Raw genomic sequence first — 7,586 nt, forward strand, 5'->3', positions numbered from 1 at the left:
TTTCCCTTTTTTACAATCTCTTGTACAATGTAACTAAGGAAACAAAAAAAATGTTCATAAACGTGAAGTGTGAAAGTGAAAAATTAGAGCTCCCTGCGGGAAGTTCTGCGAAAGAGCTAGCTGAAAAAATGAACCTGCGGGAGCCTCACCAGGCTTTAATAGTCAGTATTAATGGTGAAGTTTACGATTTAGATACCGCGCTAAGCGATGGAGATGATGTTAAGTTTCTCGACTTCGATACCGATCAAGGGAAAGAAGTTTTTTGGCACACCTCTGCCCACGTTTTGGCGCAAGCAATCCTCAGACTCTGGCCCAATGCCAAACCCACAATTGGTCCCCCCATTGACAATGGGTTTTACTATGACTTTGACAACCTAGATATCTCAGAAGCTGATTTTCCAAAGATTGAAAAAGAGATCAAAAAAATCCTCAGCGAAAATTTTAAGCCAGAAAAACATCTTTTCGACGGAAAGAAAGATGCCTTAAAAGAATTTGGAGATAACCCCTATAAAAAAGAGCTGATTGAAGGATTCGATGATCAAGGACCCATTACCGCTTATCGACAAGGAGAATTTTTTGATCTTTGCCGCGGCCCCCACCTTCCCAACCTAGGAAAGATTAAAGCGTTTAAAATTCTGAAAACCTCAGGCGCTTATTGGAGAGGAGATTCAGAAAACGCCATGCTCACCCGGATCTATGGGATTTCGTTTCCTAATCGGGAACTCTTAAAGGCCTACCTCCACCTCCTCGAAGAGGCGAAGAAACGGGACCACCGCGTTTTAGGGGCCAAGCTCAACCTCTTCTCCTTTAAAGAAGAGGCACCAGCCATGCCCTTTTTCCATCCCCGAGGGATGGCGGTTTGGGATCATCTCGTCGACTACTGGAAAGAGCTTCACTTAAGGGAAGGGTATAAGATCATCAAAACCCCTCAGCTCATGACCAAAGAGCTTTGGGAGCTATCGGGTCACTGGGATCACTACCGAGAAAATATGTTCACCGTTGAGGTCGATGATGAGCGGGCCTATGCTGTAAAGCCAATGAACTGCCCAGGATGCATGCTCTACTATAAGGGTCACTCCCATAGCTATCGGGAGTTTCCACTTCGGATCGCCGAGTTTGGCCATGTCCACCGGAAAGAACCTTCGGGAGCACTCAACGGTCTTTTCCGCGTCCAAAGTTTCCACCAAGATGATGCTCACCTCTTTATGCAACCGGTGCAGATCAAAGATGAGATCTTAGGGGTTCTTGACTTGGTAAAAGAGATCTATCAAGCGTTCGGCTTGGAGTATACCTTTGAGCTTTCGACCCGCCCCAAAAAGTCGATTGGATCCGATGAAGATTGGGAAATAACAACGGCAGGACTCAGAGAGGCCCTAGATGAGTGGGGGGAACCCTACAAAATCAATGAAGGGGATGGTGCCTTTTATGGACCCAAGATCGACCTCCATGTTCATGATGCTCTGGGAAGACGGTGGCAGTGTGGAACCATCCAGCTCGATATGTCCCTTCCAGAGAAGTTTGAGCTTGAATACAAAGATAGTGATGGAGCGCTCAAACGTCCTATCATGATCCACCGGGCCATTTTTGGATCGATCGAGCGCTTTTTAGGGATTTTGATCGAACACTTTGCGGGAAAATTCCCTTTCTGGATGAGTCCTCTTCCCATCCGCCTCATTCCGGTTGCCGATAAGCATGTTCCTTATGCCCTTGAGGTGATGAAAAAGATTCAAGAGGCTGGCTTTACATGTGACTGTGACGATGCTCCAGACTCTGTGGGGAAAAAAGTGCGAAATGCCCAGCTTCTTAAGGTCAACTACATGCTGACCGTTGGGGATAAAGAGGTAGAAAACAACACCATTTCATTAAGGACGCGCGATAATGTCGTCCATGGGGAAGTTATCATCGATGATTTCCTAAACAATTGTGCAATCGAATATAAGGAAAAAAAACTAACATCTCCTTACCATAAAGAGTCGTGATGAAAACAATATCTGTCTGTAGTTTTAAAGGGGGAACAGCAAAAACCTCGATCTCCTTAAACCTTGGAGCTGCTCTTGCCCGTTTCCATAACAAACGGGTCCTGATGGTCGACTTTGATGCCCAAGCCAACCTAACAGCAGGACTGGGTCTCGATCCTGACAACCATGATAGTTTAGCAGCTGTTCTTCAAGATACTAAAACGGTTGGGGAAGTCATTGTCCATACCGATCACCCCTCAATCGACCTCATTCCAGCAGATACCTGGCTTGAGCGGGTCGAATCGACAGGAAACTTAGCAACAGACCGCTACTCCCACGAAAAGCTAAAAAAAATTCTCGCTCCTCTAGGTTACGACTTTGCCATTATCGACACTCCACCATCCCTTTGCTGGCTGACAGAGTCCTCTCTCATTGCTTGTGACTATGGACTTGTCTGTGCAACCCCTGAGTTTTACAGCATCAAAGGACTTCAGCGCCTCTCTTACTTCATGCACTATATTTCAGAAAGACATCCCTTCGAACTTCTTGGCGTTGTCCTCTCTTTTTGGAATTCCCGAGGAAAAAACAATCAAGAATTTTTAGAAGTGATTGAAGACACTTTTCCTGAAAAAGTGTTAAACACAAAAGTTAGAAGAGATATTGCAGTTTCTGAAGCTTCGATCCATGGGAAACCTGTTTTCGAAACCCGCCCTAAATCGCGCGCCGCCGAAGATTTCAGAGAGCTTACCCAAGAACTATTACCAAAACTGGAGTCACCATGTCTAAGTTCAACTCACTCTTAATCGGCCGTTTTAAAAGCCAGCCCAAAAAAGAAAAAATGGGTGAACTTGTTGAACGGAACCCTTTTGCGGGAGCTTTTCAGGTGAGCCCCATGAGTGAGCAAGAAAAAAAAGAACTTAAAACCCTCCTAGAAAAATATCAGACAAAAGAAAATGACCTAACTTCCGACTTTAAATTCCTTTCCGACATCACTTCCGAGGTAAAATCGATCAGCAACCAAGCGGTTATTTTGCACGGTGAGCGGATCAAAAAGGCGCAAGAAGTCTTGAAAGATTATAAAGATGGGGCGTTTAGTAGCTGGCTCCTCCAAACCTATGGAAACCGGCAAACACCTTACAACTTTATGCAATACTATGAGCTTTACAACGCCCTTCCCACAAAGTTAAAAGGGATTGTCAACGAGATGCCGCGCCAAGCGATCTACAGCCTCTCAAGTCGCTCCGTTCCCCAAGAGAAAAAAGAAGCTTTTGTCGAAGAGTATAAAGGAGAGTCGAAAGCAGAACTCCTTGAAAAACTCCGCACCACCTTCCCTATCCCACAAAAAGATAAGCGCTACCACACCAAAGCAAAAAATGCGATTGATACTCTAAAGCGGGCGATTAAGCTCATGGAGGATGACCGCTTCGACCCCAAGGTGGGCGAAAAAGCAGAAATCGAAAAGCTCTTACGAAAACTTCAAGCTCTTCTTCACACATGACACCAACCATCATCTCCTTTTACACCCCTAACACCGGGTATGAAAAAGAGATCGAAGGGCTCATTACCTCTTGCAAAAAGCAGAGCCTTCCCTACTCGATAGACCCCATTCCAAACTTTGGAACCTGGGAGAAAAACTGCTGCTTTAAACCGAAGTACATCCTGAAAAAGTTGTTGGATTTACAAGGTCCCGTTCTCTGGCTTGACGCCGATGCGATTGTCTTCCAAAGACCTTTTCTATTCAAAGACTTAGATGCTGATGTCGCAGTCCGCATTGTCGACGAACTTCCCGATGATCACCCCTCCAAAATGATTTCCGGCACCCTCTTTTTCAATAATACACCCGCTGCCATAGAAGTTTTAAAGGAGTGGGACGAAGAAACCGAGCGCCTCTTCAGAACCGACCCAGAGCTTTGGGACCAGGTTTCTCTCCGCAATGTCCTTCTAAACTCTCAAGCTAAGGTCTACCCTTTGGATGCCCGCTATTACCAAGTCTTTAACAAAATCGAAGATGAAAAAACCTTAGAAGAAGCATTTATTATCCACTTCCAAGCCTCCCGCACCCTAAAGAAAACCCTCAATCACGAAGTGGTCCCATTTTGGGATGAGTCAGCTTACATTGATGAAAAAAAACATCGCCTAATCAAGCAAATCGCCCCAGCTTAAGTCTTTCCTCTCTTTGCCCGTAAACGTTTTTTCGATAAGCCCCTCCTTTGTACAAAGGGTAGCCACACTATGCCCCTTTCTCTTCAGTGGGTGACGGAGAATGCGGGCACCACTGGGACTATGAGGCTCTTTAGAAGCAATAAGGTAGGAGTATTTTTCATCCTCATAACCAAGCGACCCCTTTTTAAGCTTCCTATGGAGTGAAGTCCGCGGAAGGCGGACCGAAAAGTGACACCAATTAGAGCCTACCATCGGGCAAGTTTCATGGTGAGGGCAGGGGGCATGGATAGACATCCCCAAACCCAAGAGTTGTTTTCGAATGGCGCGGATCCTTTCAAACCCCTCTGGAGTTCCTGGTTCAATCACCACAATAAAGTTATCGGTTTGGGCATAAGCCTTTTCGATTGCTAAAGAAACTTTTTCTGGAGGAATTTCATTGAGCGAATAGGAAAATAAAATCAGGTCAGCGCGGTCGGTGAGAGAAAGGAAGCTTTGTGTTTTCCACATAGCTTCGCGAGGGGCTAGCCGTTTTCCTAGCTTTACAAACTCCCCATCTTGCTCGATTAGAGTGATAGAGGATTCTGGAAGGGCCCAAAGAGATGTTCCAGGGCCAGCGCCACAATCAATCACCCGCTCAGGAACCTCAATTTCGCTAAAAACCTTCTTCAAAACGGCATAGGTGGCAGGAAGTCGGGTAGCAAGGTAAGCGACTCGATGGAGATGGGTATCATGAGCACGTTGAGAGTGGTACCGCGTTGTTAAATCTTCAGCAGCACGAAGAAGCTCCTTCTCCGAGTACTGAGAACACTCCTTTTCAATGGCACCTTCTAGATTCATTCGACCTTTGCCCTAAGGAGGATGGCTCCCGCTGCAAGGGAAGAAAAACTTGAAAAGACAAAGGGAATCAGAGAGTGGGCGTGGAGAAAGAGCCCCCCAATAATCGAAGCAAGCATCATCGTAATGGAGAGCATCGACTGGCTGAGTCCCAAAACTTTTCCCTGAATATCTTTAGGGGCAGCATTTGAAATTGCGCTAGTGCAAAGAGGCCAAATCAGACCGGAGATGATCGTACATCCCCCTAAAATAAATAAAAAGCCCCGTAAATAGTTGGGATAAGGAATGAAAACAACCAGCAAAGAAAACAAGGCAAAAGAGGTTAAGAGAATCCATTTAGCACTCATCGTTTTATGGAAGAGGCGGTGAAGAACTCCCGTTCCAAAGATCCAGCAAACCCCTAGGAGGGCGCAGACATCACCAATTTGAGAATTACTGAGGTGAAAGTTTTCTACAACAAAAGCAGGGACAAAGAGGAAAACAATATTCCAAGAGAAAAGATAGAAAAAGTAGATGAAGTAGAGACGACGGATCGCCCGTGTCCTTAAAGCAGCCTGAATGTTATGAATCCCCTTGATAAAATCGAAAGGTTTCTTAGAAGGATTGTCAAGAGTTTCTACAAAAGCAAACAAAATAAAGAGAACGTTAACCAGACCCAAAATGGCCCCAATAATCATCGGAAATGCTGAGTCAAAAACAGGAGAAACCGTTGGATCTGAAAGCTTTCCTCCCACAAAAGGGCCCAAGATGAATGTCAAACCAGCAACAGCCGATCCATAACTGTAATAACGGGTTTTCTTCTTCGGGCTCGGGCTGAGATCAGAAAGAGAGGAGAGACAGATCGAAAGATTTCCCGCTCCCACCCCCATGATCATCCGACCAACAAAAATTCCCACCATCGAGTGGTAGTGAATGCCTAAAGCACTTAATCCATATCCAACAAAGGTCAAAAAGGTGGTGAGAAAAAGAGCTTTTTTCCTTCCACAGTGATCAGCATACTCTCCCATAATCGGGGCAAAGATAAACTGCATAAAAGGAAAAATCCCGAGGAAGATCCCAAGCATTGCCGTCTTATAGGTGAGGGAAACATCACTCCCCAAAAGCCCTTTGGAAGGGTCTAAAAAGAGGGGAGCAAAAATGGGAAAGATGATCGTTGCACCCAAGTTGTCGACAGCAAAAGTAAAAAAAATAGAAAATAGAGAACTTTTTTGCTTAACCGCTTCCTTATCCATCAACCGACCAATTAATAGGTTCCTTTCCCCACTTTTGCAATAAATCATTAGTTTTTGAAAAGTGGCGACACCCAAAGAATTTAGGAGCGGAGTAGGGAGAGGGGTGAGCAGATGTTAAAATGGCGTGGGGATGACTCATCGTATTTAAAATATTTTCACACTTATCCTTAGCAGACCGTCCCCAAAGGATGAAAACCAAAGGATCCTTCCTTTGACAAAGAACCCGAATAACCGCATCGGTAAAGGTTTCCCATCCCTTGCCATAGTGAGATTTAGGCTCTCCACGCTGCACAGTCAGCGTTGCATTGAGCATCAAAACCCCTTGCTTGGCCCAGTTGATCAAACAGCCATGACTCGCAGGAGGAATCCCCAAATCAGCTTCCATTTCTTTATAGATATTTTTTAGCGATGGCGGCGTGGTAACCCCTTTTTGAACACTAAAGCAAAGGCCATGGGCCTGACCAGGGCCATGATAGGGATCTTGCCCCATCAAAACGACCTTCACCTTATCAAAAGGGGTTTGCCGAAAAGCGTTGAGGACATTTTCCTCAGGAGGAAAAATCGTAGCACCACGCCCTTTTTCTCCCTCTAAAAAATGCTTTAGTTCGAGGATATAAGGCTTTTGAACCTCACCTTCGAGAGCCTTGTGCCAACTTTTTTCTAACATCATGACCATGAGAAAAGGATACCATGAAAAAACTTTTTGCCACAACCCAATCAGCAATTCCCGCTAAAATTTTAAGCCCTTGATTGTGATTAATTTGCAGTTTTTATAAAATTTTGTTTTCGCAAACTATTAAAAGGTAAGGGCAGAAAGTGAGTAGAAGACTTATAGAAAAGAGCACCCTTTCGGCGAAAGGGTTGCTTGCAAATGCAAAAGACCAATTCAAGAAAATTGCAGAACCTTTAGTGGGAAATCAGGGGAAAGCAAGGGAAATTAGCATTGCAGATTGTTGTATGTCTGCGTTGGCAATGTTTAAACTAAAATTTCCTTCATTATTGCAGTTTGACTCTCAAAAAGAAGAAAAGCCAATAAAGGCAAATATTAAAAACTTGTTTAAGGTCAGTCGAGTTCCTTGTGATACGTACATGAGAGAGCGATTAGATGACATCAATCCTAGAGATTTGCGATCACCATTCAAGTCTATCTTTGCAAAATTACAAAGGGGTAAAGTTTTAGAAAAGTATAAATTTCTTAATGGTAAGCTTCTTATGCTCAATGACGGCACAGGCTACTTCTCCTCCTCAAAAATACACTGTGACAATTGCTGTACGAAAAACCATAAAAATGGATCTATAACCCACATTCCGCAGGTTAGTGTAGAAAGTTGAGCATTTTTAGAGGGCAACTTTTTTTAGAAAATGTAAAGACATAATAATCGAATTGTCGTACATTGTC

8 protein-coding genes are annotated in these 7,586 nt (G+C 44.4%); 5 read left to right on the forward strand and 3 right to left on the reverse strand.

What is annotated here, in order from left to right; genetic code table 11:
- Window positions 1-50 precede the first annotated feature (50 nt).
- Genes thrS through NEPTK9_RS04155 form a run of 4 tightly spaced genes read left to right on the forward strand, consistent with a single transcriptional unit; the run spans window position 51 to window position 4,121 of the window.
- Window positions 51-1,979, forward strand: a complete 1,929-nt coding sequence (gene thrS / locus NEPTK9_RS04140) for a threonine--tRNA ligase (RefSeq protein WP_194847567.1) — start codon at window positions 51-53, stop codon at window positions 1,977-1,979.
- Complete coding sequence (locus tag NEPTK9_RS04145) at window positions 1,979-2,761, forward strand: ParA family protein (RefSeq protein ID WP_194847568.1); 783 nt, start codon at window positions 1,979-1,981, stop codon at window positions 2,759-2,761. The genes thrS and NEPTK9_RS04145 overlap by 1 nt, the downstream gene beginning before the upstream one ends.
- Entirely contained in the window at window positions 2,737-3,456 is a 720-nt protein-coding gene (locus tag NEPTK9_RS04150; protein ID WP_194847569.1) for a CT583 family protein, read from the forward strand. Before NEPTK9_RS04145 ends, NEPTK9_RS04150 begins: the two co-directional genes overlap by 25 nt.
- Window positions 3,453-4,121, forward strand: coding sequence for a putative nucleotide-diphospho-sugar transferase (locus NEPTK9_RS04155; RefSeq protein WP_194847570.1), 669 nt, complete (start codon window positions 3,453-3,455; stop codon window positions 4,119-4,121). The genes NEPTK9_RS04150 and NEPTK9_RS04155 overlap by 4 nt, the downstream gene beginning before the upstream one ends.
- On the opposite strand, the gene NEPTK9_RS04160 is transcribed toward NEPTK9_RS04155, so the two are convergent.
- From NEPTK9_RS04160 to ung, 3 genes are read right to left on the reverse strand one after another with little or no spacing between them, the layout of a single operon-like run.
- Window positions 4,095-4,958: a small ribosomal subunit Rsm22 family protein gene (locus tag NEPTK9_RS04160; protein WP_194847571.1), complete on the reverse strand. Its 864-nt coding sequence runs from the start codon at window positions 4,956-4,958 to the stop codon at window positions 4,095-4,097. The genes NEPTK9_RS04155 and NEPTK9_RS04160 overlap by 27 nt on opposite strands.
- Window positions 4,955-6,187, reverse strand: coding sequence for an MFS transporter (locus tag NEPTK9_RS04165; RefSeq protein WP_194847572.1), 1,233 nt, complete (start codon window positions 6,185-6,187; stop codon window positions 4,955-4,957). The genes NEPTK9_RS04160 and NEPTK9_RS04165 overlap by 4 nt, the downstream gene beginning before the upstream one ends.
- Entirely contained in the window at window positions 6,180-6,863 is a 684-nt protein-coding gene (gene ung / locus NEPTK9_RS04170) for a uracil-DNA glycosylase (protein ID WP_194847573.1), read from the reverse strand. Before ung ends, NEPTK9_RS04165 begins: the two co-directional genes overlap by 8 nt.
- A 140-nt stretch (window positions 6,864-7,003) precedes the next feature.
- Here ung and NEPTK9_RS04175 point away from each other — a divergent pair, with 140 nt between their 5' ends.
- Window positions 7,004-7,519: a hypothetical protein gene (locus NEPTK9_RS04175; protein ID WP_194847574.1), complete on the forward strand. Its 516-nt coding sequence runs from the start codon at window positions 7,004-7,006 to the stop codon at window positions 7,517-7,519.
- The last annotated feature ends 67 nt before the right edge of the window (window positions 7,520-7,586 follow it).

The organism is Candidatus Neptunochlamydia vexilliferae (assembly GCF_015356785.1).
Lineage (GTDB): Bacteria > Chlamydiota > Chlamydiia > Chlamydiales > Simkaniaceae > Neptunichlamydia > Neptunichlamydia vexilliferae.